This is a genomic window from Laceyella tengchongensis, assembly GCF_900182735.1.
GTDB classification, from domain to species: domain Bacteria; phylum Bacillota; class Bacilli; order Thermoactinomycetales; family Thermoactinomycetaceae; genus Laceyella; species Laceyella tengchongensis.
This window is the reverse complement of the sequence record NZ_FXTU01000009.1, coordinates 61,426-86,177: the sequence shown is the minus strand read 5'-3', so window position 1 is coordinate 86,177 and position 24,752 is coordinate 61,426. Positions and strand designations below refer to the sequence as shown.

General features: G+C 47.5%; 23 protein-coding genes. 15 read left to right on the top strand and 8 right to left on the bottom strand.

All coding sequences use genetic code 11. The features are described from left to right. On the bottom strand, nt 1-232 hold a 232-nt coding region (locus QQZ12_RS15110; protein ID WP_284723989.1), incomplete at its 3' end, for a transposase. A 156-nt stretch (nt 233-388) separates the two neighbouring features. Here QQZ12_RS15110 and QQZ12_RS15105 point away from each other — a divergent pair. After that, a complete protein-coding gene (locus QQZ12_RS15105) occupies nt 389-826 on the top strand; it encodes an HIT family protein (RefSeq protein WP_284724616.1) in 438 nt (145 codons plus the stop codon). Nucleotides 827-895: 69 nt separating this feature from the next. Here the strand turns inward: QQZ12_RS15105 and QQZ12_RS15100 are convergent, their stop codons facing one another. Both QQZ12_RS15100 and QQZ12_RS15095 read right to left on the bottom strand, forming a co-directional pair. Continuing rightward, nucleotides 896-1,651, bottom strand: coding sequence for a hypothetical protein (locus QQZ12_RS15100; RefSeq protein ID WP_102991162.1), 756 nt, complete (start codon nt 1,649-1,651; stop codon nt 896-898). Between the two features lie 460 nt (nt 1,652-2,111). Next, nucleotides 2,112-2,552, bottom strand: a complete 441-nt coding sequence (locus QQZ12_RS15095) for a hypothetical protein (protein WP_102991163.1) — start codon at nt 2,550-2,552, stop codon at nt 2,112-2,114. A 539-nt stretch (nt 2,553-3,091) separates the two neighbouring features. On the opposite strand from QQZ12_RS15095, the gene QQZ12_RS15090 reads away from it, so the two are divergent. The 6 genes from QQZ12_RS15090 to QQZ12_RS15065 all read left to right on the top strand — a co-directional run bounded on the left by QQZ12_RS15090 (nt 3,092) and on the right by QQZ12_RS15065 (nt 10,145). Then, nucleotides 3,092-3,292 (top strand): zinc ribbon domain-containing protein, encoded by a 201-nt coding sequence (locus QQZ12_RS15090; RefSeq protein ID WP_102991164.1) that lies wholly within the window; start codon nt 3,092-3,094, stop codon nt 3,290-3,292. Between the two features lie 200 nt (nt 3,293-3,492). Beyond that, a complete protein-coding gene (locus QQZ12_RS15085) occupies nt 3,493-3,933 on the top strand; it encodes a hypothetical protein (protein WP_102991165.1) in 441 nt (146 codons plus the stop codon). Nucleotides 3,934-4,166: 233 nt separating this feature from the next. Beyond that, nucleotides 4,167-5,522 (top strand): PepSY-associated TM helix domain-containing protein, encoded by a 1,356-nt coding sequence (locus QQZ12_RS15080; RefSeq protein WP_223247998.1) that lies wholly within the window; start codon nt 4,167-4,169, stop codon nt 5,520-5,522. A 633-nt stretch (nt 5,523-6,155) separates the two neighbouring features. Next, nucleotides 6,156-8,375, top strand: a complete 2,220-nt coding sequence (locus QQZ12_RS15075) for an immune inhibitor A domain-containing protein (RefSeq protein WP_102991167.1) — start codon at nt 6,156-6,158, stop codon at nt 8,373-8,375. Nucleotides 8,376-8,550: 175 nt separating this feature from the next. Continuing rightward, nucleotides 8,551-9,234 (top strand): winged helix-turn-helix domain-containing protein, encoded by a 684-nt coding sequence (locus QQZ12_RS15070; RefSeq protein WP_284724615.1) that lies wholly within the window; start codon nt 8,551-8,553, stop codon nt 9,232-9,234. 374 nt (nt 9,235-9,608) lie between these two features. Next, complete coding sequence (locus QQZ12_RS15065) at nt 9,609-10,145, top strand: NAD(P)H-dependent oxidoreductase (RefSeq protein ID WP_284724614.1); 537 nt, start codon at nt 9,609-9,611, stop codon at nt 10,143-10,145. A gap of 99 nt (nt 10,146-10,244) precedes the next feature. On the opposite strand, the gene QQZ12_RS15060 is transcribed toward QQZ12_RS15065, so the two are convergent. The 3 genes from QQZ12_RS15060 to QQZ12_RS15050 form a co-directional block, all read right to left on the bottom strand. Further along, entirely contained in the window at nt 10,245-10,658 is a 414-nt protein-coding gene (locus tag QQZ12_RS15060; protein WP_146130592.1) for a phage holin family protein, read from the bottom strand. Between the two features lie 85 nt (nt 10,659-10,743). Then, nucleotides 10,744-12,201, bottom strand: a complete 1,458-nt coding sequence (locus QQZ12_RS15055) for a sensor histidine kinase (protein ID WP_223248081.1) — start codon at nt 12,199-12,201, stop codon at nt 10,744-10,746. After that, nucleotides 12,194-12,856, bottom strand: coding sequence for a response regulator transcription factor (locus QQZ12_RS15050; RefSeq protein WP_102991171.1), 663 nt, complete (start codon nt 12,854-12,856; stop codon nt 12,194-12,196). The genes QQZ12_RS15055 and QQZ12_RS15050 overlap by 8 nt, the downstream gene beginning before the upstream one ends. Before the next feature lie 172 nt (nt 12,857-13,028). Between QQZ12_RS15050 and asnB the strand changes: the two genes are divergently transcribed. After that, nucleotides 13,029-14,876, top strand: a complete 1,848-nt coding sequence (asnB, locus tag QQZ12_RS15045) for an asparagine synthase (glutamine-hydrolyzing) (protein ID WP_102991172.1) — start codon at nt 13,029-13,031, stop codon at nt 14,874-14,876. 35 nt (nt 14,877-14,911) lie between these two features. Here the strand turns inward: asnB and QQZ12_RS15040 are convergent, their stop codons facing one another. After that, on the bottom strand, nt 14,912-15,802 hold the full coding sequence (locus tag QQZ12_RS15040) for a sporulation protein (protein WP_223248082.1): 891 nt from the start codon (nt 15,800-15,802) through the stop codon (nt 14,912-14,914). A gap of 522 nt (nt 15,803-16,324) precedes the next feature. On the opposite strand from QQZ12_RS15040, the gene QQZ12_RS15035 reads away from it, so the two are divergent. Both QQZ12_RS15035 and QQZ12_RS15030 read left to right on the top strand, forming a co-directional pair. Next, nucleotides 16,325-16,927, top strand: a complete 603-nt coding sequence (locus tag QQZ12_RS15035; protein ID WP_102991174.1) for a TetR/AcrR family transcriptional regulator — start codon at nt 16,325-16,327, stop codon at nt 16,925-16,927. A 92-nt stretch (nt 16,928-17,019) separates the two neighbouring features. After that, nucleotides 17,020-19,044, top strand: coding sequence for a YhgE/Pip domain-containing protein (locus QQZ12_RS15030; protein ID WP_189318934.1), 2,025 nt, complete (start codon nt 17,020-17,022; stop codon nt 19,042-19,044). Between the two features lie 67 nt (nt 19,045-19,111). On the opposite strand, the gene QQZ12_RS15025 is transcribed toward QQZ12_RS15030, so the two are convergent. Then, nucleotides 19,112-19,723, bottom strand: coding sequence for a poly-gamma-glutamate hydrolase family protein (locus QQZ12_RS15025; protein ID WP_102991176.1), 612 nt, complete (start codon nt 19,721-19,723; stop codon nt 19,112-19,114). Between the two features lie 289 nt (nt 19,724-20,012). Here QQZ12_RS15025 and QQZ12_RS15020 point away from each other — a divergent pair, with 289 nt between their 5' ends. The 5 genes from QQZ12_RS15020 (at nt 20,013) to QQZ12_RS15000 (ending at nt 24,724) form a co-directional block, all read left to right on the top strand. After that, nucleotides 20,013-20,930: a metal ABC transporter substrate-binding protein gene (locus QQZ12_RS15020; RefSeq protein WP_284724613.1), complete on the top strand. Its 918-nt coding sequence runs from the start codon at nt 20,013-20,015 to the stop codon at nt 20,928-20,930. Then, nucleotides 20,927-21,685: a metal ABC transporter ATP-binding protein gene (locus QQZ12_RS15015; protein ID WP_106341875.1), complete on the top strand. Its 759-nt coding sequence runs from the start codon at nt 20,927-20,929 to the stop codon at nt 21,683-21,685. The genes QQZ12_RS15020 and QQZ12_RS15015 overlap by 4 nt, the downstream gene beginning before the upstream one ends. A 49-nt stretch (nt 21,686-21,734) precedes the next feature. Further along, nucleotides 21,735-22,589 (top strand): metal ABC transporter permease, encoded by an 855-nt coding sequence (locus QQZ12_RS15010; RefSeq protein ID WP_106341876.1) that lies wholly within the window; start codon nt 21,735-21,737, stop codon nt 22,587-22,589. Nucleotides 22,590-22,624: 35 nt separating this feature from the next. Next, the gene (locus QQZ12_RS15005) at nt 22,625-23,053 is read left to right on the top strand and encodes a Fur family transcriptional regulator (protein ID WP_022738588.1); all 429 of its coding nucleotides are present in this window, start codon (nt 22,625-22,627) and stop codon (nt 23,051-23,053) included. A gap of 309 nt (nt 23,054-23,362) precedes the next feature. Then, nucleotides 23,363-24,724, top strand: a complete 1,362-nt coding sequence (locus QQZ12_RS15000; RefSeq protein WP_102991179.1) for a TldD/PmbA family protein — start codon at nt 23,363-23,365, stop codon at nt 24,722-24,724. The last annotated feature ends 28 nt before the right edge of the window (nt 24,725-24,752 follow it).

The window sequence follows — 24,752 nt, the reverse complement described above, 5'->3', positions numbered from 1 at the left end:
GGCGTTCGGAACGAATGCCGAACAAATATCCAATGAGTAGCATTTTAAATAACATAATTGGGTCAAGACATGGACGCCCATTATCTTGGCAGTATAATTCTTTACATTTCTCAGCAATGAAGGAGAAGTCGATCGTTTCATTAATTTTCCGTAACAAGTGATCTCGTGGAACTAATTCTTCTATGTTAACCAGTTCTGGTTGATGTTCTTTACTCGGGTTTGTTCTAAACATAGAAAAAACTCCTTATAGAGAGTGTTTTTTATTGATTCGACAAAAAAGGCTGCTGACCCTGCCTTTCAAGGCAGTTTGTCAGCAGCCTCAGACTCTTTATAGAGTCTTTTTTTATTTTATCTGGATATAATGATAAATAAAAAGGAGAAATAGCAAATGTCACAGTGCAAAATCGAATGCACAGGATGTAATATTATTAAAAATCTTGATCCAGCCAAGATCATATATGAAAATCACTTAGTGATCTGCATTTTAGATATTGATCCAGTTAATGAAGGACATGCTTTAATCATGCCGAAACAACATTATAAAGAATTAACTGATATGCCAACAGAAGTGCTTCATTCAATGATGGATGCGTCTGTTGTTGTTTCAAATGCCATCAAAAGTTGTTTCAGTCCTCATGGAGTAATGGTATGGCAAAATGGTGGGGCATTTAACGATTTAGACCATGTACATATTCATGTTATCCCTAGATTTAAGGATGATGGGTTCACTTGGAAAGAACCTGATCGTTATTATGGGAGTAAAAACTTGGATAATACAAGGGAAAAATTGCGAGGTGAAATCGGTAAGATATTAGTTGGTGTTTAATTAGGACAATCTCATATATAAAAAATCGTGGATAAACTGTTTATAAACAATGTTTATCCACGATGAGTTTTATTCTTCTAGAACTAATGCTCCTAAATTCATGTTTTTAACTATATATTTTTTATCATCAAATTTAATTGGTTTTACTTGGCCTGACGGTTCTTTTATTAATATTTGTTCTTTATCTTGTTTAATTGGAACCAATTCAAATTTAGGTGTGTAGGTTTTATAAGGCTTTTTCTCCTTGGTAAGGTCAAATGATTGTGATAAGTAATGTTTTTCCATTCTCCAAGCTCTTAGTGGAGAATAAGGAGGGTTGCTTGTTATTTTTTTATGTGCTTTAACGACTATGTAATAATCTTGATAAGTCTCAATTACAACATTTAACTCGTTTGCTTTGTTATTTGAAGAGGGCATTTCCTCTAAAACATAATAGTTTTCCGTCCATTCTGATATCGAATAACCGTAATAGTATGCTGTTCCTATGATAAATAAGAATAATATTAAACGGAAAAATGATGAAATCACTTTTTCATTGGATTTTATTTTATTTATCATTTTGCTACTTACCCTATTAATTGTTTTTCTAAACTTTAATTTCATTATATCTATGAATTCTTCCAACTGATTATGCCATCTTCTTTTTGATCCTAACTCCATATAAAATGTAGGGAGTTTATAATAATGAAATTTACCAAGGTTATAAAAGTAAGCTATCAAATACCAAATAGCAATTAGCACAAAGATGATTAGTTCTGGTCCTAGAAAATTAGAAATTACGTTGAATAATCTTTCTCTAGAGTTTGTATTGTTGTCTTTATCCATTGTATCGCCTCCAATAATATTTAATTTTTCTTTCGATACATGATTCCCTTTAATAAAAAACAGATCACCATTTTAATTAGTGATCTACTTTATATCGAAAATTTTTTTGTCTACCTCTTCTACCATTTGTTCTACCAAACGTTCTACCACACGACTCATTTTGACCTGAACATAGGTAAACTCAAGACGGGAAAAACCTTTTAAAACTTGGCATTTTGAACCTCCATAAACTTGCAGATGGGGGCGGGAAGCGAACTTGAAAACCGCCGATGTCGTGAGGCATCCGTGGGTTCGAATCCCACCCTCTCCGCCAAATGAAGAAAAGCCGTCCCACCATCATGGTGGGGCGGCTTTTTTTAGATTTGGTCTTAGGTCAACGATGTGAAGAAAAGGAGAGGTTATTTATATGTTATAAAGATCGCAAGAACAAACATATTTGCGTTTATAGCTCCCGGTATTATCAACCTTTAAAATACGAATCCTCTACAGGAAAACCATCAAGTGCATCAGGATCTACCGTAATATGTTCATATCGTCCATCGGGATGAACAAGAAACATAATACTAGGAGCGAGTTCATTAACATTCTCAATTAAAGCCTTGCAACCTAGTTTTGAACAAATTTTCGAGACAACCTCGATATCATTTTCAGTCCATAATTGTTCATCTAAAATACTAATCGATAGCATGAACATGAACTCATCATTTTGACAAAGTGAGACTTCACAGACTAATCGTGTATGTTCTTCTATGTTTGCCATTTCCGTAATATCGCCAATAATTTTAATTTCATCTATTTCAATCTTCGACTGTTCAATACTGGATTGAAAAACCTCAAGCAGTACTTGTTTTAGTGTAAGCTTATCAACCCTTTTGTTAAGGATAACGTCTCTCCAAGCCACTTTAAATCACTTCAATAATTCATCTCATTTATATTTTTAGAAAACAATAATATTATTTATACTATACAATGAATTCCATATTGACAACTCCCCATGCTTAGGGAGGGGAGAGTTGGTGTCGTCCTCCCAATCCGATAATGAGCAGGGGGAGTTTATATTTTGACACCCAAGGAGGCAAAGAATTTTGCAATTTCTGCAAGGGAGAAGTGCTTTTTTCTGTGTCTTCCTTTTTTGCAAGTTCCATAATCAATCATAGACCTCCGATTTTAAATGGAGTGTGCAAGAAATATAAATCTTCTACTCTTTCTATAACAAATGGTAATTTTATCATATGGAATTAGCAGGATAAACGGCCTGATAATCCATTTATTTGAATGTTTTTTGTACATATCCATTTAGATCATAATACGAATATTTCGGAAGATGAAATATACTCCCTCTTTTCTATTTGGGCTACTACATGCACACTACCTCAGGTAGCTAAGTTTGTTCAAAAACGGGTATATAACTATCAACTGAATGATGTGGAGGATCGAGCGATGAGAAATGGTTGTCCTAAATGCAATGGAAAAGAAGTAACCGTAGGGGAAATTGCCACAACAGGCACGGGATTAAGTCGTTTTTTCGATGTGCAACATAATGAGTTTAAAGTCGTATCGTGCAAGAATTGCGGTTACTCCGAATTTTATCGCGCGAACGGATCGACAACAAAGAATATTGTTGATTTGTTTTTTGGATAATTTTATTAGTGCTGCAGCTGTGAATGATATTCTAGTCTTTTGCATAAAGAAACGGCCATTCACTCTCCTAACATAGAAGGGGAGTGAATGTTTTATTGCTGGTAGGATAAGAGGAATTGGAAATAAGAAAAAGAAATACAACTGGTAAAAGAAGATGATGTCAATTTAGGATTTTGTACTTATCCCGAGGAGGAATAAACTTGAAGCGTAAAATAGTTAATTGGCTTGTGTTGTGTGTCATGCTTCTTTTGGTTGGATGTGGAGATAAACTACCTGGAAAGGAAGCCCCAGTTCCAGAAATACAGGTAAAGAATGAAAAGGTGCATTTGGAAGGGAAGACAATATGTTGGAACAGGGCTTGTCCGGGAGACCTTACCTTTTTGCCTCCAAGTGATAAATCGACAATAAAAGTAAAGCCAAATGAAGCCATAACAATTAAATTTAGCAAAAATCCGCAACCTAGCTCAATTAACCTATTTCAAGGTAATTTAGGAGAGGTGAAAAAGCTAGACAACGAAAGTGTTCTACATGCCCCTGGTCAAAAGGGAACATATGATTACAATATTGTTCCCTATTGGAATCGGAATAAAGGCCAAACGTGGGGGATTGCGCAATACAGCTTCCGAATTATTGTTGAGTAATATAGATGCTAAAGGAGTTTTATGTTTGGGTTGTACATTAGATTAGATTGGGTTTAAAGCGAGTATAGAGATCAGATCTATACTCGTTTTTCTACTTTTTAGGACGCGTTACTGATGTTTTAGTCACTGGATAGACACAAATGATAGCTCCTTGGAGTCATGTGGGTGTTTTGGATACCGCTTTATAATCGAGTAGGCATTCCTGCATGATTGAGAAGACAGGAGGAGAATCAGTGTCTACCACAGTTCACAAACCTCAGCGGTTGACGCAGTTGATTTGGCGTTGGCATTTTTATGCGGGGATTATTTTCGCCCCGTTTATTGTGATGTTATCTATTACCGGCGCGGTGTATTTGTTTAAGCCGCAATTGGAGGATTGGCTTTATCGGGATTATTACTATATTCAGGAACCTCAGAAGCAAAACGGCACGTTGACGCCATCCATGCAGGTGGAGGCGGTGCGCAAGGTATACCCCAATGGACAAATCACAAGCTACCGGCCGAGTGATGAGCCAAATCGGACAGCCGAAGTCGGAGTGATGGACAAGGGACAGGCGCTAACAGTGTTCGTCAATCCCTATTCGGGCCGTGTCGTCGGTCAGATCAAGGAAGACGAGCGGTTGTTGGAGAAGATCGAGATGTTGCACGGTGAGTTGATGATGGGGACGATGGGAGACCGGTTGGTGGAGCTGGCTGCCTGCTGGGCGATGATCCTGGTCATCACGGGTCTGTATCTGTGGTGGCCCAAGGAAAAAACCATCCGCGGTGCGTTGATTCCGCGTTTGACGAAAGGCGGGCGGATATTCTGGCGCGATGCCCATGCCGTCACCGGAGTTTGGTTATCAGGGTTTGCTATTTTGCTGATCTTGACTGGGTTGCCATGGTCTGGCGTGGCTGGGGATTTGATCAGCAAATTGGCGACGTCCACTCATACGGGATACCCCGCGTTTGCATTTGCAGGCGGACCCAAGCCGGAATCCGCCAAACCGACCAAACAAGTTGCCGATGTCCCTTGGGCAGCGGAAAAGGTGCCCGTCCCAGAGTCATCCGGTGAGGCGACTCCCTTGCCCTTGGAACGGGTGATGGAGATTGCTAAAGCGAACCAAGTGGACTCTGGTTACACGGTGTATTTTCCTGAGGGGGACAAAGGGGTTTACACTGTGTCGTTGTCAGCTGACAAACCAGAAGATGAAATGGTGTTGCACATTGATCAATATAGCGGGAAGGTGTTGGTTCGTGTCGGGTTTTCCGACTATGGCTGGATGGCCAAAGCGATTTCCATCGGCATTGCCTTACATGAAGGTCGGTACTTTGGCTTGCCGAACCAAGTGATCGGGCTGGTGGTTTGTCTTGGCTTGTTAGCGGTGGCGATCAGCGGCCTGGTGATGTGGTGGAAGCGGAGGCCGCGCGGCAAGTTGGGCGCACCTGCTCTGCCCAAGGACGCCAAGTTGACGAGGGGACTGACAGCCATTGTTATTGGTCTGGGGTTTCTGATGCCGCTGGCCGGATTGTCGATGTTGTTTGTTTTCATGGTGGATCGATTGGTTGTCAAAAGGTTGCCTGCTGTCCAGCGGTGGTTGGGTGCATAGGCTTGAAAAGGACTCCTCTAGATGGGAATATATTTCGGCTGAAGTATGCCGCTTGCAAACAAGGCACCGCCTCCTGTTTCTAAACGGGGGGCGGTGCCTCTTGTCGTGTGCTTCGCCGCTTACTTTACGAGCGACTTGATATTACCATAATACAGGTGATAAGTTTGACGTTTCCCGCCTTTGCGATATTTTTTCGCACCTGATTCAAAGCTGACATAGAGCTGGCTGCCGACTTGGGAACGTTCCAATAGATCATTGGTCTTGATAAGAAGGGAACCTAATTTTGCTATAATTAGGTTTTATTATTTTTTTCTTTTAGCGCGTAGATGCGTAGATGGGTGAAAGGTTTCTTGGCGACGGCTACCTTCCCTTTACCCGGAAATCTCTTGCTTTATGCGGAATCCCGACGCTTATAGCAAAGGTTTTATCGATGTGCAGGCCGCTTGTTCACGGTTTGTTCATAAATAAAAATAGGTTATTTTAATAATATTGTTTTCTTTTAACATAGTATTTAAATATAATATAGTTAGAATTATTTACTTAATACTGTGACTGAGGGGTCTATTGCACATTTTATTTTGAGAGGCTGGTTATGTAAGTAATTCACTAAAAAGTCCGGAAAGGGTGAGTAGAGTGAAATTCAGCAAAACAATGGCTGGTGTGCTATCCTCCGCGTTGGTTATCAGCGGGTTTGCTGCCGCGCCGATGGCCTTGGCGAAGCCGACTGCACCAGGAACGCATGAAAAGCACATCGACTGGGCAAGTGTTGATGTTGAGCGTTTGTCCAAAGCGCTGAAGGAACGGGGTGTCGTCAGCAAAAAGGCTTCCGAGAAAGAAGTAGAAAAAGCGGTGGAAGCATATGTGAAGAAGCGTGCTTTTGAAAGCGGTATCGACACCTCTACCACTTTTGGTAAAAAAGCGAAAAAAGGGTTGGAAGGCGTCCAAAAGGAAAATGCCCAAAAGGCTAACAAAGGCAAAAGAGGAAAATTCGGCAAAAACGCTCATAAAGACAACATTGTGCTGGCGTTGGTCGAATTTCCGGACTATAAACATAACCGCTTGAAAGAAGAGCCTGGCTATCTCTACACCAAAGACTTTAATCCGGTCCATTATCAAAAAATGCTGTTTAATCAGCAAGGATACACAACGCCTGAAGGGCTTAAACTGACGACGATGGCCCAATTCTATCTGCAACAATCAGGCGGCACGTGGACCGTTGATGGGACGGTTACGCCGTGGTTGGAATCCAAGCGGACGGCTAAAGAAAACGATGCCGACCCACGCGGTTTGGTTGTCGAAACCTTGACCCAAGTGGGCCAAGCTATTAAAGGGAACGAAGCAAAATATGACCAACGCGACCCCTATGACCTGGACCAAGATGGCAACGTGATGGAGCCGGACGGCATGCTGGACAACCTGATGCTGGTTCACGCCGGCGTGGGTGAAGAAGCGGGCGGCGGAGAGCTCGGGGAAGACGCGATCTGGTCTCACCGTTGGACGCTGAAACAACCGACAGCAATCCCAGGAACTTCACTTAAAGCTTATGATTACATGATTCAACCGGAAGATGGCGCAGTTGGCGTATTTGCGCATGAATATGGCCACAATTTGGGCTTGCCGGACTTGTATGACACCACCAACACGGGTCTTGGTTCCCCCGTTGGCACATGGTCCTTGATGTCTGGTGGTTCCTGGAATGGTAAAGTATCCGGTACCGAACCTGTCGGATTTGACCCGTGGTCCAAGCTCTATTTGCAAACCACATTTGGTGGGAAATGGATCGCTGCGAAAGAAGTCGACCTCAAAGACCTCACCAAGAGAGGCAAGGATGTCAAGTTGAATGAAGCTGTCAACTTGAAACCGGAAAACAAAGTGCTGAAAATCAATCTGCCCGATGTGGAGAAACTACCGCCGACTCAGCCAGTGGGTGGCAAATTCGCTTATTTCTCCGACATGGGTGACGACCTCAACACCCGCATGGTTTCAAACGAAATCGATTTGACTGGTGCGAAACAAGCGGTGTTGCGTTTCGATTCTTGGAGACAAATCGAGGCTGGTTACGATTATCTGTATGTGAATGTCATCGATGTAGCAACCAACGAGAAGAAGACGGTCAAATCGTTTGACGACGACACCAAGAAAGCTTGGGTCAAAGAAGAAATCGACTTGTCCGCTTTCGTCAACAAAAAGATCAAAGTAGAATTCAACTATGTCACTGACGGCGGGTTGGCGATGGAAGGGTTCTATGTTGACAACATTGTGGTAGACGCCGACGGCAAAACGGTCTTCGCCGACGATGCCGAATCAACGCCGAAGTTTACCTTGTCTGGCTTCATCCATTTCGACGGCAAAGGGAAGATGTACCCCAACTACTATCTGGTAGAATGGCGCACGCACAATGGAGTGGACAAAGGGCTAAAATACTTGCGCCGTGGCAACAGCTTCATCACCAGCGATCCGGGTATGCTCGTATGGTATGTGGATAGCCGTTACTTGGACAACAACACCAGCGCTCATGCGGGTTATGGCATGAACGGACTGGTTGACGCTCACCAACGTGTCCACTACTGGAACAACGATCCGAGCAAACCGGCTGGCGATCGCTACCAACTGGTAGATGCTGCTTTCGGCTTCAAGAAAACCTCCGACATCAACATTGAAAACTACGCGAGCCTCGGCTCTATGCATTACAAAGGATTGCCCGGGGTTTCCACCTTCTTTGACGGCAATGACTACTCCCTCAAAGGAGCGCCTGAAGTGGGTAAAATCTTGCCGAAGCACGGTGTGCAAATCCAGTTGAAGAAGGTACTTAAGGACGGAAAAGCTGCTCAGATCAAAATCTCCAAGAAATAAGAATGATCGACGCCCCGCTGGCCATTCGGCGGGGTGTTTTTTTGCACACCCAATTGGAGGCATTTGCCAAAGTGCTAAAAATGTGAATATCATATGCACAAATTATATTGCGTTCATGGTACATTTATTTTATAATCAGTAAATTTTATTGTTTTTCTATGGAGGAAGGAACAGGATGGAACCGCTAGCTTATCTTTATGTGAAAAAGGGGCTTCCTTTTCCTGTGGGAGCATGTGTTGCGCTTGACAAGGAAAGATACTCCTTGGGCAGAGCGAGTAAAGATGTCAAACCGGATTTGGCTTTTGTTCATCAATGCATCTCTCGGCTCCATGCATCGATTGACATCATAGAAGGGAAAGCGTTTATCTGTGATCTCGGAAGCAAATTGGGGACGGAAGTGGGTACGGAGCGGTTGCGCCCACATCAGCCATATCCGTTGAAAAATTATGACCTGATCCGTTTGGCGGGGGAAATGGTGCAATTGCAATTTGTCTATGCGTACGCGGAACAAACATTGGATTTGAACCTCGACGTGTCCGCTATGCTGGACACAGCCACTGACGCCTTCGCGATCGATATGCATAAACGCAGCTGTACGGTTTTTAACAAACCGATCTCGCTGTCGGAAAAAGAGTGGAATCTGCTCTTGCTGTTGTATGAACGCCGTTGCCAGCTCGTATCCACTGAAGATCTTATCAAGGCCGTGTGGTCTGAACGGTCGCCACAAGCAAACGGAATCCCGGATGTCAGTTTGACCGAGGTGAATTCATTGATTTACCGCGTGCGCCAGAAATTAAAAAACGCGGTAAAGCTCGAGAATGTGAGAGGAAAAGGGTATGTACTCAATCTGAAAGTGTAGCACAGCTTAAGATGGACGGAGGACAGTCCACATGACTAGGGTGTGTCTGGCAAATCAAGTTGGTGGGGAAGAAGCGGCGGAAAAACCTTTTCTCTAGGAGTTCCGATGCACAAGTGAAGCGAATGAGAAAAAGGTTTTGGAGCCGCTGGCCTATTCATCAGACACGCCCTAGTGTGAGTACATAGCCAATCACAGGAAACGAGGCAATTAAAAGCCGTTTTCGTCTATCTGATGGGAGCGGCTATGATTTGCCCCGCCTTCGGTCGGACAAGAGGGAAAAGTTGAAATCATGCAAGGAAAGTGTTCTATATTTGAATTGATTATTGTTAAAATAGATGAAAATGACCCTGATGGTGGCCAAAGGAGAAGGAGATATGAGAGTCTTAGTAATTGTAGCCCATCCCAACTTGGAAAACTCGCGCGTGAACAGCCGTTGGGTCAAGGAATTGAAAATGCATCAGCACTCGCGCTGGGTGACCATACATAACCTGTACAAGGAATATCCTGATTTCCGTATTGACGTGGAGCGTGAGCAAGCGTTGTTGATGGGGCATGATCGCATTGTGTTCCAATTTCCATTGCAATGGTACAGCACGCCTGCGTTGCTCAAACAATGGCAAGACGATGTGTTGACATATGGTTGGGCGTACGGCACACATGGCAACAAGTTGCACGGCAAAGAGTTGATCATTGCCTTTTCGGCCGGCGGCTCTGCGGATGCTTATCAAGCCAACGGGTTTAACCAATTTACCATTGACGAATTTTTGCGTCCATTGCAGCAAGTGGCTAAGCTGACGGGGCTGAAATTGCTTCCGTATTTCCGTTTTCATGGGGCGTTTCAAGTGAATGAAGAGCAATTAGAATTAAGCGCCAAGTATTATGCACAATATGTGGTTCACCAAAGCAATTGAATAAGAGCGAGAGATGAAAGACACCTCTGTCAGTGTGGGTGAGGACTTGCTTTGACAGAGGTGTCTTTATACGCGCAACATAGGCGAAACTGCCGGCGTTTACAGATGCACTTTCACTCCGAGGCTGTGGGTGAATAGATCCACTGCGGTGACAATCAAGGTGCCTTGCAGTACGGAGGTAAACTGGTTCATTTCAAATCCTTCGAGAAACGCGGCGATTCCCCCCAACATGAATAGATTGATAAAGAATACAGACAGATTGAAGGTCCAAAAGAAAGCCAACCATTTAAAACGGATGGAGCGGTCTTCCAGAAAAAAGGGCAGGAAAAGAAGCACGGTAAATCCACCTAATAGATAACCAATCAACCGGATTGACGCCACGCCAAAGGCGATCCCCATCCCTTCCACCTCAATGCCCTTCGCCCACCAGTCGAGCGCGAAGATGGCGAGTGTGCTGAGCAATAGCTGAAGGATCGCTTTGTTCGCATCCCAATAAGCTGTGATGGTCATCACCCTCCTGCCGTGAGATCGGTGCCCTGATAGATTCGCCATAAGCGAGTGAAAATCTTGCTCGCGCTGGGCTCTTTTCGCCAAAGGATTAGGGCGTGTCAGGCGGAACGTGCTGTCCGTCGGAGGGAAAGCGAATCGAGAACAAGACCCCGTCGGTGGTGTTGGTCAGTTGATATGGGAAACGGTGCACTTCCAAGATCCGCTTCACGATGAATAACCCTAGCCCACTTCCCCCAGTGCTACGATTTCGCGACTTTTCCAACCGGGTGAACGCTTGGAAGAGACGGTCGATTTCCGCTTCATCGATGTGCGACCCTGTGTTTTGCACTTTGAGTAGCAGGTGATCCCCCTCGCCGGTCAGGGAGATGGAGACAGTGGCTTCCTCTGGTGCGTATTTCATAGCATTGTCGATCACATTGGAGACGGCTTTTTCCAACCAAGCCCGGTCCGCTTTGACTTGTAAGGAAGGTTGGATGTCAGTATGCAGTTGGATGCGTCGGTCGTTGCGGAAATAATCAAACCGTTTGATTACTCCTTCGATCATCTCAGACAAAGAGAAGGTTTCTTGCTTTAAGCCGAAGTCGACCATTTCTAGCTTGGATAATTCCAGAATCTCGTTTACCAATTCCCTCAGTTCCTGCATGATCGCATATGAACGTTGCAAATACTTGTCCCTGTCGCGATATGCCCCGATCTTGTGGATCATGCCCTCCAATTGGCCCATGACTGCGGTGATCGGCGATTTTAGTTCATGGGAGATTGTCGCCAAAAATTCACGCCGTTTGGCTTCTTGCTCCCGTTCGCGTTGAATGTCCCCTTTCAGTTTGGCATTGGCCTTTGTCAGATCGGCCATAGCCGCTTCCAGATTGCGGGCCAAGTCATTGAGACTGCGGGAAAGCTCGCCGATTTCATCTTGTGCGCCTTCTACACATCGTTCACTGAAATCCAGCCGGGCCATGCGTTTGGCTACCCGATTGATGCTGAGCAGGGGTTGGGAGATGATTTTGGCGTAGAGAAACGCGCCTCCTAGTGAGACCAGTAAAATGATCAAGCCGACATAAGGCATGAACATGAAGATTGCGTCGGAGGCTTCCTCAATCGGTTGCAGGGTGACGCTGATGAAGGCGATGTAGGTTCCATCGGCAAAGGTAAGCGGCTTTTCAGCCGTATAAACGCGGGCCGTTTCAGGATCACCGGTGTCTGATTCCTGGGGGATTCCCAGCGCTGAAGCATCTGGAAGTTGCTTTAGTTGGATGTAGACGGGCGGCCGGTACACCACGCGGCCTTCCAAGTCGGCCACCACCAACCCCGCGTTGTAGGTATGGGCGAATTGATCCAACGTTTTTTGCGCATTGGCGATCGGGATTGTGGCGGCTTCGATCTTCAACTCTCGGAATCCGTTTTCCAACCGGTTGATTTTGTATTGATAATAATAGGAAGGGAGCAGAAAGTAGAAAAGCGAAAAAATGAGCAAAGCGGACACACACAATAGCAAGCTGGTGATAAGAAAAATTTTCCCGGTAATGCCTTGCCGTAATTTAGTCACCAATTTTATAACCAATCCCCTTTACCGTCTGAATGTACGAACTCCCCAATTTTTTGCGGAGATTCTTGATGTGTGTGTCGACTACGCGGGGATCGCCGTAAAAATCAATTCCCCACACTTGGTTTAACAACATGTCGCGGCTTAACACTTTGCCCCGGTTGCGCAATAGCGCGTGCAATATGTCAAATTCCTTGGCCGTCAAATCGGGCTTCTTTGAGCCCACCGTCACCGTATGCCCTTCAGTGTCCAACACCAAGCCGTTATAACTGAGCCGCTGGGATGGTTCGGTCCGGTGGGTGCGGCGCAACACGGCTTCTACGCGCTTGATAAGCACATTAAACGAAAACGGTTTGCTGACATAATCATCGACACCCAACTCAAAGCCTTTGAGTTGATCTGTTTCCTCTCCCAGCGCGGTGAGCATGATGATGGGCACATTGGATTGGTCGCGAATCATCTTGCAAACGCTGTGCCCGTCCAGCTGGGGTAACATCACGTCTAGGATCACCAAGTCGACTGGCTTTTCTCGAAATATGCGAATGCCTTCTAGCCCGTCGCTGGCCACAGTGACTTCGTACGCCTGCGAGCGCAGAAACTCTTGGATCAGCTCTTGAATGTCAAGGTCATCTTCAATAACCAAGATCGAATAAGACATGTGCGGTTCACCTCATATTCCCATTATTATAATGCGTTTCCGTGAAGTTTGTGTGAAGCGGTGGGCTTTTCCAGATTAAAACAGAACGGCCGCAGACGATTTGAAGACACCTTTTGTAATACCTCACATAAGATGAAGAGTAGACATACGCCTAGAAAGGGTGGGGAGTCTGATGTGCGGTATCACAGGATGGGTTGATTACCAGCGGGATTTACGGGGTTGCACCACCTTGCTGGAGAAGATGAATGAGACGCTTGAAGCACGCGGACCCGATGCGGAAGGTAGATGGATCGGGGAGCATGTCGCTTTGGGACACCGCCGGTTGATCGTCATCGACCCGGAGGGCGGAACGCAACCGATGGAGAAGAAGTTGGAGGATCGCACCTATGTGATCACTTACAACGGTGAATTGTACAATATGGATGAGCTCCGGTTGAAGTTGCAGTCCCTCGGACACCAGCTACGCACTCGGTCGGACACGGAATTAATCCTCACGGCGTATATCCAGTGGGGGATGGAGTGTCCGCGCCATTTGAACGGGATTTTCGCCTTTGCCATCTGGGATGAGGCTGAGCAACGGTTGTTTGCGGCGCGCGATCGCATTGGCGTAAAACCATTTTTCTATTCGCAAGTGGGCGGTTCGTTTCTATTTGCGTCAGAAGTAAAAGCGTTGTTGGCCCATCCAGACATTGAACCTATAATTGGGGCGGAAGGGCTGGCGGAGATCTTGGTCATGGGGCCTGCGCGCACGCCAGGTGTCGGGGTGTTTCGGGATATCAAAGAATTGCGGCCGGGACATATGCTCGCTTTTGACAGAGATGGCTTGCGAATTCGTCCCTACTGGGAATTGGTGAGCGACCACCACACTGATGATCTGGAAACGACGGTTGCCAAAGTGCGGGAACTGTTTGAGGATGCCGTCAAGCGCCAGTTGGTATCCGATGTGCCGATTGGCACCATGTTGTCTGGGGGGCTGGATTCCAGTGCGATCTCCGCGTGCGCAGCCAGAACCTTCATTGAAGAGGGACGGGGGCGGTTGTCCACCTTCTCTGTCGATTACGCGGACAACGACAAACATTTTCATGTCAATGAGTTTCAACCCAACTCCGATGCGCCGTGGGTACAATTGATGGCCGATGTGATTGAATCTGACCATCATGTGGTGCTGTTGGATAATGAGGAATTGATAGAAAACCTGATTCAAGCCATGATCGCCCGCGATTTTCCCGGCATGGCCGACATTGACGCATCTCTTTATTTGTTTTCCAGAGAGATCAAGAAGAAGATGACGGTAGTACTGTCTGGTGAGTGTGCGGATGAAGTGTTTGGCGGCTATCCGTGGTTCCACCGGGAAGAGATGATCAATGCCGACACGTTCCCATGGTCGCGGTTGGTTGATAAGCGGATTCCGTTTATTTCCCCGGAAATCGTCCAGCGGATTCAACCATTGGCCTATGTGGAGTCGCGTTATCAGGAGGCATTGGCGGAAGTGCCGCGTTTATCTGAGGAAAGCGCGACAGAAGCGCGAATGCGGGAAATGTTTTATTTAAACCTGACCCGCTGGATGCCCACCTTGCTTGACCGCAAAGACCGGATGAGTATGGCTTTCGGCTTGGAAGTGCGGGTGCCGTTTTGCGACCATCATCTGGTGGAATATGTTTGGAACATCCCATGGTCCATGAAAAGTATAGGAAACCGGGAGAAAGGATTGTTGCGTTATGCGTTGAAGGGCATATTGCCCCCGGAAATCATCGAGCGTAAAAAAAGTCCTTATCCCAAGACGCATCACCCTGTTTATTTGCGCACCATGCAACAACGCGTGTTGCAATTGACGGAAGACGCGCAGGAGCCGATGTTTCAATTGCTTGATCGACAAGCGGTTCGCCGGTTCGCTGAGCAAGACTTGACCCGAACGCATCTGCCGTGGTTTGGGCAATTGATGAATGTGCCCGCTCTGCTGGCATACTGGTTGCAGTTAAACGAATGGTTAAAGCGGTATCGGGTCAAAGTGGATATTTAGGGCATAGCGAAACATAGCCACTTCAAGAGAAGTGGCTATGTTTTTTCCCCATTGCCGCCAAAGTGTAACCAGCTGTAATCCTGCAATCGGTCATGATTAACCTTGACATCGTCTTCAAACCAAGATCCAGAAGCGAGCCCGGCTGCAAAGCCGCCGATGGCTCCCAGTTTGCTCCATTGCTTATGATCGCGGAAATAGTACTTTTGACTGTCGCCCAGCCGATGAGGTTCGTTTATCATCTCTTGCACTGATTGACGCAGTCTTTGCAGAAGGATTGCAGGGTCGTCCAATTGCTTAGAGGTGAAGTGGATTTCTCGGCGCACTTGATGATTCCCCACCAAATCCACTTCCATTAACAACCCGATGCCGTCCTCTTCCATTTTGGCTGCGAATTGAAGGTGAGTGACTTCTTTGGCCAAAGCGGAGGTGGGGGTGAATTCGAACTTTTGCAAATAACCGTCAAAGGAACGGGAGCCGTACTTTTCTTGAAATCCTAGCTCCCTCAAAGCTGCTTGGATTTGCCGCAGGGAGGGTGGAGGTAGGATGACGATGGAGTTATGGTCGGTTTGGTCGACGGCCTCGGCAATGTCCAACCGGGTGGCAAAAGAATACGAAATGGAATATCCGGACAAGAGCAAATTATTGGGCAAGGTGTATGTGAACGGAAATGTTTTTTTGGCGCCGGGATGAATTTCAAACGGTTCGCCGAATGAAAAACGTTGGATCAAATGGGTGGTGACTTGATCATGCTGTTGCATGTGAATAGCGAAGTCAATGTCCACTTTATTGATCTGTTGGGTTACTATGCCCCCTTGGATAACAAGAGAACCGGCAATCGTTTCACCCAGTGTGTACTCTTCTTTTCCCAATTTCAAGTCAACACGGGTGCCGCCTTTGCCTATTTTGGCGAGATAATCTTTAAACACCAATGAACATGGGCCTCCTCATGTGAATGTACTTATATTTTACCATGTTTTGAAAGGGTTTTCGCGATGAAGCCGCGGGTGTGGATGGGTCGATGTCACCCGCTCTGGCGGAATAATACCCTAGCTGGACGGAAGTTACGCTTCCAAGTTCAACCATGGCCGAGGTAAAACATTCCGTACGGACATTCGATTTTTTGTCACAAAAACGCGGCAGTGAGTGACACAAAAAACCGGTTGTTTGCGAATGATATAGTAGGTGCAACCATTGGCTACACCCTTCTCTATGACTTGGGAAAACATGGGCTATAGGCGCTTCATATGAGTTTCTCTGATAACCACCCCCCGATGGGGGCGTGGTTTTTTTTTAAACATCGACTAATGGTGTAGACCGGATGGATTGAATTGTCAGCAAGTGATGCTTTTTTTTGCACATAATAAACAAAGCACGTCTTAGTGTGTCAAAATCAAAGACAATCCCTTATACTTGAAAGATGGAGTATCGGGTAGATGGGGGAGTGAGGGATGCGTCACGAGAAAGTGGACATGATTTTCCAAGCCGCCGTGGAAGTGTTTGCCGAGAGTGGGTTTGATCAGGCTAAAATGGATGATATTGCCCAAAAGGCCGGAGTGGCGAAGGGAACGATCTATTATCATTTTAAAAGCAAGGAAGAGCTGTTCGCCGGTTTGATCAATGAAGGGATTGAAAAGCTGATCGAGTACGCTGATCGGTATATTGAGAGCACCGAAGAACCGGTGGCCAAATTTCGCCATCTGATCAAAGCGCATGTTCTTTTTTTCATCCATCATGCCAAATTGGCGAAGTTACTGTTAAATGAAGCGTTTGGTACCAAAGAGCGGCAACGCCATTTTCGTGGGAAGATTAGGGAGTATATCACATTGATTGAAAAGGTGTTAATAGAAGGGAAAGAAAAAGGGGATTTTAACATTAATCACACATTGGAAACAGCCAGCGCCATTTTTGGAGCGGCCAGTGTGATCGTGTTGCAAAAGTTGTATCATGCAGAGGATCATGAGGTAGCGGAGATGGAAAAAGATTTGCCGGCAATTTTGGAAACGCTTGAAGCGTTGCTGATCAAGGGGATTGTCGATGTAACAAAATTGTAACCACTTCTTCTCTTGCAACTATGCAGGAGAAGCGGTAAATTAAATTTTGTACTGACCAGTCAGTCTAATTTTTTATGGGAGGAGGATGCACGATGAAGTGGTTGAAGGAAAAGTTGGCCACTGGCCAAATTGGCTTTCGAGACCTTCAGTCCTTATGGAGTCAAAAACCGATGCGGTTGGCGCTCATGGGCATCCTTGCCATTCCATTGGTCTATAGTTTGATCTATCTCAAAGCGTTTTACGATCCTTATGAGAATATGCAATATCTGCCCGTAGCCGTTGTAAACGAAGACCGCGGTGTGGTCAAAGACGGAGAGCGGATTGATATTGGTGATGAGTTGCGGAAGAAGTTGAGCGAAGACTCCAAGGTGAAGTGGGAATTTGTGTCCCGGGATCAGATGATGGAAGGGTTCAGAGAGGAACGGTATTACATCGGTATTGTGATTCCGAAGGATTTATCCCAAAAAGCCGTGTCGCTCGACAGCCCCAAACCACTCAAAGGACAGTTGGAATACTATGTGGATGAAAGCACCAACTACCTGTCCGGGAAAATCGGGGAATCCCTGCGGCGCGAGTTGGAGATCTCGCTGGAAGAAAACTTGACTGAAGCCTATGCGGAAGAGATTTTTGGTTCGATCGCCCAGTCTACGCGAGACTTGGACAAAGCGGCCAAGGGCGCGGCAGAACTGCGCGACGGCACCCGCAAAGCCCTGTCGGCTAGCGGTCAGTTGGCGGCGGCGCTGGGCAAATTGGAAGACGGGTTGTCGCAAATCACCAGCGGGTTGCAATTAGCTTCTGGCAAAGTGGATGCGACCAAAGTGAAGGTGGCGCAAGCAATGCCGTATTTGGAAGCGGCAGACCGGGTATTGGGCCGTTTGGAGCAAGTGCTGAACCAACCTTTGGTTGAGACGGGGCGGCACATGGCCGATTGGGTAAGCCGATTGCGCTCCAGTCAATCGACCTTGGCACAATCAGGGGTTCAGCTGGATCGATCGCAGGCTGCGTTAGATCGGCTGTTGGCGCGCCATCCCGAGCTTGCCGGCGACAAAGATATAGAAGCCATCCGCTCGGCCCTGGGGAATGCGGAAGGGTTGCAAGGGCAGAGCCATCAAAAGATCGGGCAACTCGTTATCCAAGCGCCGGGGATCAAAGATAAGTTGGATCGGTTGGAACAGGCACGCCAACAGGTCGTGAATGAAGGGAAAGTACGGGAGCTACACGCCAAAGTGAAGCAAGTACAAAAAGATTTGAACCAGATCAATGTGCTTGCGTCAGGACTGAATCAGTTGGAAAATGGAGCGAATAAAGCCCTGTCAGGTACGCGCCAGATTCACGATGGGCAAAACGCCCTGCGAGACGGCCTGAAGAAAATCCACGCTGGCCAAGCTGAATTGGCGAAAGGGCTGAAAGAAGGTGTGGCCAACGCCAAAGAGAAGCTCAAAGGCGTTGAACTCAAGGAAAATATGTTGGCCGATCCGATTGTGATCAAAGAGAAGAATTTCCATGATGTCCCCAATTACGCAACCGGTTTTGCGCCATACTTCATATCCCTGTCATTATGGGTGGGGGCGATGTTACTGTTTACAGTCGTCGACCTGTACCGGGCGATCAAGCGCCCTGGTGGCGAGCCGCTCAGCTTGGCGACAGGTGGCTTGATCGGGTCAGCGCAAGCGGTCATCTTGTGTGGGATATTGCTTGTCGCCCTCAATCTTCAGCCGAAACTGACCGGATGGATGTATCTGTTTACGATCATCATGGCCTTTACGTTTATCGCCATCAACCAGATGCTGGTCGCGCTCTTTGGCAATGTAGGCCGCTTTTTGGCCATCATTGTGCTTATGTTGCAACTGGCTTCTAGTGGCGGTTCGTATCCGGTGGAATTGTTGCCTGAGTTTTTCCGGGCGCTACACCCTTATCTGCCGATGACGTACACGATTCACGGCCTCAGGGCGATCCTGTCCAATGGAAATGTGCAAGCGGTGTTGCATGACACCGGGATATTGCTCGGGTTCATGGCCGGGGCATACATGGTGACGCAAACCTTCCTTCTGGTTGTGCGACCATGGATGCAAAGCCTGTCTGCCAAATTGAAAACCAGAATGGCACAATCAAGCTGATGCTGTACAAAAGCCGTTTTAACTCCAATTTGGGGTAAAACGGCTTTTTTGTTGCACACATCTGCACTCAGGGTTGTGAAAGGGTGGAAATCGCTTCTCGTACCGCATTGACGAAGGTGTAAAAGCGTGGAGTGGGCCGTTTACGCCCAGCAAGCCCGCTTCCTTGGAAAAAAGTGCGGCGGAGTCCGCTGGTCAACTCCAGTTGTACCCCTTGCTTGCGCCGGCCGCGGTTGACGATGTTTTCCGGTTCTCTTCCGCCTAGGCGGGGAGGGGGATCGATGGCGGCAAATCCTTGCTGGGCCAGGCATTTTTTTATGTGTTGCCGCCAAGTTTCATCCAATCCGCCTACATACACCTTTTCCTCGTCTCCTGCTGCTCCGTGCAGGGCGAGAATCCGTTCACACTGGTTTGCCAACAGGATAGCCAAAGGCTCATCAAAGCGGGTGGAAGTCAAGTGCAGACGGTGGTTGCCCCGTGGTTTGTCACCGCTGAACAGATAACAACTCCAGTCTCTGCCGGCGATTGCTAGGGCCAATTCACTCGTTCCCGTTTCGATTCCGCCGCCATGGATTGAAAACACGCCGAGTTGGGGCGAACGGAAATGAAGGTGAATGGAATAATCTTTCCCCACCTGTTCATGGCGGGATAAATCCTTGTAATTAACATATCGATCTTTCATGGCTCGCTCCTTTTATGCGGGATTGTTCACCGGCATCCCGGCGTTTTCCCCATTCAAAGTCGGTAAACCTACCGTTAATCCTTGGTGGGGAAGGATAAACTAAGATAGATACGGGAGATCAGACAACCAGTGAAGGGGAAAGGTGAAGCCGCCTGGCTTAGGAAATGTAGGGTCCTCATTTCCCTATTGGTCAAATCGTAATATTTACGATTTACAAGATTGGTAGCTGGGGCTATAATGAGTAGTAGAATCTTATGAAACGAAATCAATCTATTGTAGGTGATTAGAAGTGAACAAAGGGTTGATCTTTCTTGCGGCAACGTTGCTGATATTGACCGGATGCCAGCCAGGTACTGCTGCAAACCAATCGAGCAACAACCCCGGCAAGTTACAAGTATATACCAGTTTATTTCCATTTGAGGATTTTGCCAAAAAAATTGGTGGCGACCATGTTCAAGTTACCAACTTGATTCCGCCAGGCGTAGAGCCACATGACTTTGAATTGACGGCAAGGGACATGACTGCCCTCAGCAATGCCGACTTGTTTATTTACAATGGTGTTGGCATGGAAGCGTGGGCTGAAAAGGCCGCAAGAAATTTGGATACCAAGCGAACATTGGTGGTGGAGACGACCAAGAATCTGCCGCTGTTGAAAAGAGAAGAGCATGACCATGGCGACTTCGATCCGCATGCCTGGTTGGATCCTACTTTAGCCAAAAAACAAGCGGAAGCGATCCGTGATGCGTTGATTAAGAAAGATGCCAAGCATGCAGCGGATTACCGCAAAAATTTTGAACAAGTGGCGGCGGAGTTGGACAAACTGGACCATGAGTTCCAATTCGTGGTCAAACAAGCGCCGAAGAAAGAGTTTGCCGTTTCCCACGCCGCTTTTGGGTATTTGGCGCATCGCTATGGCTTGAAGCAGATGGCGATCAGCGGATTGTCCCCCTCCGATGAGCCGAGCCCGCAAGAATTGAAGCGCATCATTGAAGAAGTCCGTGAACATGATATCCGGGTGATCTTGTTTGAGACACTGGTAAGTAGTAAAATTGCGGAAGTGGTGAAAAGAGAGGTCAAAGCGGAAGCGCTTGTCCTCAATCCATTGGAAGGTTTAACAGAGGAGGAAAAGGCCCAAGGCATGGACTATTTCCAAGTGATGCGTAAGAATAAGGAGCATCTCGCCAAAGCGCTGGGCGTGACCCAATGAAAGAACATGTGATTGAAATTAAGAATCTGCATTTTTCATATGAAGAGCAACCGGTCTTGGACGGGATCAATCTGGTGCTGGACCGCGGGCAATTCCTTGGCTTGGTAGGCCCCAACGGTTCAGGTAAATCGACGCTGATCAAATGCGTGTTGGGCATGTTGAAGCCAGAACGTGGGGAGATTCGCCTATTTGGCCAGCCTGTGCGCCATGCCCGATTGGGAGGCCGAATTGGCTATGTTTCACAAAAGGCGAACAGTTTCAATCTGGGCTTTCCGGCTACTGTCAAAGAAGTGGTCGCTTCGGGTTTGTACGGGCAACTTGGACTACTGCGCCGGATGGGCCGTTTAGAATGGAAGAAGGTGGACCAAGCGATTGCCAAGGTTGGGCTTAGTGCGTTCCGTGACCGCAATATCGGCAAGCTATCGGGCGGGCAACAACAACGGGCATTTATCGCCAGAGCCTTGGTGGCCGATCCAGATCTGCTTATTTTGGATGAGCCAACGGTGGGGGTAGACGCGAAGTCGACCGAACAATTTTATGCGCTGTTGACGGAGTTGCATCGCCATCATGGCTTGACGTTGCTCTTGGTCACGCATGACATCGGCGTGTTGTCCACTTCTGTTGATCAAGTCGCCTGTTTGAATAAGCGTTTGTTTTTCCACGGTGACCCGGACGAATTTGCCCAACGGGAACAAGAGATCTTGACCCAAGCCTATGGGCATGACATACAAATCGTCAGTCACCATCACCATTAAGACAGAGTGAGATGGGAGGGAGGCGCCAAGTTTTGGGGCGCCCTTTCGTATGTTTGATTTGCTGATCCAATATGAGTGGATGAGAAATGCCCTGTACGCGGGCGTGATTATCGGTTTTATTTCACCCTTGGTGGGGGTGTATTTGGTGGTGCGCCGCCTTTCCCTCATCGCTGATGCTTTGGCGCATGTTACGTTATCGGGCGTGGCGGCCGGTTTGCTGATGCAAAAAGAAGTCGCCTGGTTCCAAGGAGTGAATCCGCTATACACGGGCATGTTTTTTTCCTTGGCGGGATCGATGTTTGTTGAGAAGGTGCGTAGTTTGTATCGGTCTTATCAGGAGCTGGCCATTCCGATCCTTTTGTCTGGAGGTATCGGACTGGGAGTGGTGCTGATCAGCGCGGCTGACGGATTCAATGTGGATATTGCGGGTTATTTGTTTGGTAGCATCTTAGCCGTGGATGAAGGCGAGTTAACCCTGATCGCGGGGATCGGCATACTGGTTGTCTTGTTTTTCCTCTTTTTTTACAAAGAGATGTTCGCTTTGTCTTTTGATGAGGAGCATGCCGTGTTGACGGGGATTTCGCGCAAGATCATCAATCTGTTGTTCATGCTGGTCGTGGCGCTGGTGATCGCCGCTTCAATCCGTGTGGTGGGGATTTTGCTGGTGTCGGCCCTGATGACGATCCCTGTCGCCGCCAGCCTGCAATTTACCAACAGCTTCCGCCAGACATTGATCTGGTCGGTGGTCTTCTCCCAATTGGCCGTGTTCAGCGGGTTGTTCGCCGCATATTATCTCGACTGGGCCTCTGGGGGGACGATCGTTCTCGTCTCTGTGGCGATTCTGTTGCTGATCCTGGCAGTGAAGAGAATCGTTCGCATTTTCCGTCGCAACCCAGTATCATAGAAAAGTAAGGACCAGGCGATATAGGAGCGATAGCGGTGGATATCAAACAAGCGCTTAATCTGTTGAAACAGAACGGATATAAGTATACCGGTAAGCGGGAAATGATGGTGCAGCTCTTCTTTGAAGAAGGGCGGTACTTGACAGCCAAAGAAGTTTTGGATTTGATGCAGAAAGATTATCCAGGTCTTAGCTTTGACACAGTGTATCGTAACTTGGCCTTGTTTGAGCAGTTGGGGATTGTCGAAGGGACGGAATGGAACGGTGAACGGCGCTATCGCATTCATTGCGGTGGTGATTCGCATCATCACCATATCATATGCACCGAATGCGGTCGCACGCGCGCGATTGAACTCTGTCCGATGAAGGCGATTTTCGGCCAGCCGGAGAATTTTGAGATCACCGGCCACAAGTTTGAGATATATGGCATATGCGTGGAGTGCAAAGAATACGAGAAAAATGCGTAGGATCTTGTTCAATACGGCCGATCGCCCTGCTCTCCCGGGCCGGGGAACGAACAGACACAACGGACGCATGATTGAGGCATGTCCACCCTTGTCGAGGGGAGTGGCATGTTTTTTTTGACGTCCGGCATGCACCTGTTCTTCCTCCCGGCAAATTGTTCTTGGTGAAAAGGAAAAAGGTAACCGTTGTAGAAATTAACAATTCGCCCTAGTGGACGCAAAGGCTATGGGGCGGTGAATATTTCCGGGGAAATAAAAATAATGGCTTGGCAAACGCTTGGTATCTGAATATTCGGATCGAGGTGGCCGGAGATGAAAATAAAGGAACATATGGAAGGAAAGCGGTTGTTGCAAGCCTGCGATTATGTGATGGATTATGGGAAACAGGTTGCTGACCAGGTTGCTTGTGCGATTTTAGGCCAGTCGCATTATCTGTCGCGCCTTGATAACAACCAGATTGTGCAACATGTACGCAAACGTGAGTTGCAATTGGTCGTGCGGGTGATATTGGATGGTCGGTTGGGCATGGCCTCTTGCAATCAGTTGGATGAGGAAACCCTGCGGATGACGGTGGAACATGCTGTGCGATTGAGTCAGTATGCGGATGTCCAGCACTTGCGGACGAGTTTCGTCAAACCGGAGCCGATCCCTCAAATCATCGGCTTTGACGAGGCGACAGAGCAAGTTTCACCGCTAGAAATGGCCAAAAAGGTGTATGTTATTGCGGAAGCGGCCAAAGCGAAGGGATTGATCGGCGCCGGTTCTTGCCAGGTCTCCATCCAAGATCATGCCGTTGTGAACTCAAGGGGCGTCCGTCTTTATGGGCGGCGTAGCAAAGCGGAATTGCATGCGGTTGTGACCGGGGAGTCCGGTTCGGGATACGACACGGACACCAAGCGTTCTTTCTATGAGCTGGAGGCGGAGCGTGTGGCGGAAACAGCCAGAAACAAGTGCTTGGCGAGCCGGCATCCGATCGTGGTGGAGCCGGGGACATATCAAGTCTTGCTGGAACCAAAAGCGGTGGCCGATCTGGTGACCAATTGGGCTTGCTACAGCTTTAACCCCGTTCTTTATCATGAAGGGCGCAGTTTCGCTTCTACGCGCATGGGTGAACCGTATCTGTCTCCACTGTTGACCATCAAGGAAAATCCGCTGGATGAAATGGGGTTGCCTTTTCCTTTCGATTGGGAAGGGCAGGCGAGGCGGCCTGTCACCTTGGTTGACCGGGGCAGAATTAGCGGCATGGTCTACGACGATTGGACAGCGCGGAAAGTGGGAACCCAGTCAACGGGCAGCGCTGTATTTCCCCTTGAAGATATGCGGGGAGTGGCACCTTCTTTCTTGGAAGTCGAAGCCGGAACCTGCTCATATGAAGAGTTGATTAAACGCATGGACAAAGGAATTGTGGTAACTCGATTCAATTATTTGGCCACTGTCCATCCCAAAGAGACGGTCATGACGGGAATCACCCGGGACGGTACCTTTCTCGTTGAAAAGGGAAAAGTGGTGGCGCCAATCAAGGACTTGTGCATGAGGGAGAGCGTCGTTCAAGCTTTGCAACGGATTGTGGCAGTGGGGCGGGAAAGCCGAATGATCAGCCATGCGCGGGGATATTGCCGCACGCCCGCGCTTTTGATCGACCGGTTTCGGTTTACGGATACTGCTGATCACTGATGGAGTCGGGAGACCTGACAAGGCTCCA